The 1074-nt window shown below is 57.4% G+C and carries 1 pseudogene; it reads right to left on the reverse strand.

Going from position 1 to position 1074, the window contains the following annotated elements:
- A pseudogene (gene istA, locus HPQ62_RS20890) lies at nucleotides 1-958 on the reverse strand (IS21 family transposase); the annotation flags it as partial.
- Between the last annotated feature and the right edge of the window lie 116 nt (nucleotides 959-1074).

Consider the following 1074-nt stretch of genomic DNA (forward strand, 5'->3'; position numbering starts at 1 on the left):
CCGCCTGAACGGCATGGAAGCCATCGAACTTGCCCGGGTATCCGATCAGATTGGATCGCTCTTCCTCGAAGACGTCCCAGACCGTGCGCTGTGACTGATCGACATGTTTGTGGGCACGGGCGTAACTGATGCATTTGTCCAGCAACCACCCGTTCAGCTCCCCATAGGACTTGAAGCGTAGTCTTGGTGTGAAGAAGCGCTCCCTGACCAGGTTAACCTGGTTCTCGACCTGTCCCTTCTCCCAGCCGGACGCCGGCGTACAGGCCACCGGTTCGACAAGGAAATGGCTGCACATCTGTGAGACAAACGGCGGTTGTATTGCCGCTCCTTGCCGACAAAGACCGTCTCCACTGCGGTCTTCATGTTGTCATAGATCCCGCGCGTACAAGCCCCGCCGAAGAAGGCGAATGCCCGGTCATGGGCGTCGAAGACCATCTCCTGTGTCTCTCGCGGATAGGCCCTTACATACATCATCCGGCTGTGGCAGAGCCGGACATGCGCCACCTTGACGGTTGTCGTCACGCCGTTCAGGACGACAATCTCGTGGGCTCCAGTCGAACTGGTAGGCCTCACCGGGTGCGTAATAGAGCGGCACATAGGCTTCTGTCGAAACAGAACCGCGCTCCTTAGACCATTTGCGGGCATAACGCCGGACGGCATCGTAGCCGCCTTCGTAACCTTGATCACGCAGATCTTCATATATCCGGATGAGCGTCAGCCGTTCGCGCGACGGCTTGGCATCATTGGCAAGCAGTATTCCATCGAGCTGGTCCTGCCACGGTCCAAGCTTCGGGCGAGGCTGCGTCGTGCGCTCATAGGAGAACGCTGTCTCACCACCGCGCAGAACCTTCCGTACCACTTTACGCGAAATGCCCAATTCCCGGCAGATCGCTTTGATCGGCATGCCTTGCGTCAGGGCAAGCCGGCGTATCTTCGCAATTGTTTCCACAACAATCATCCAAATAAAAAGCCTCCGAGATAAACCGGAGGCTGTTGTAGCCCCTGTGCCAGAAGGGGTCCCTTTTGGAAGCCGATCACCCCTCTAACGGGGTCCTTATTCCACGCCTAATCACA

Source organism: Martelella limonii (genome assembly GCF_013344475.1).
Taxonomy (GTDB): Bacteria; Pseudomonadota; Alphaproteobacteria; order Rhizobiales; family Rhizobiaceae; genus Martelella; species Martelella limonii.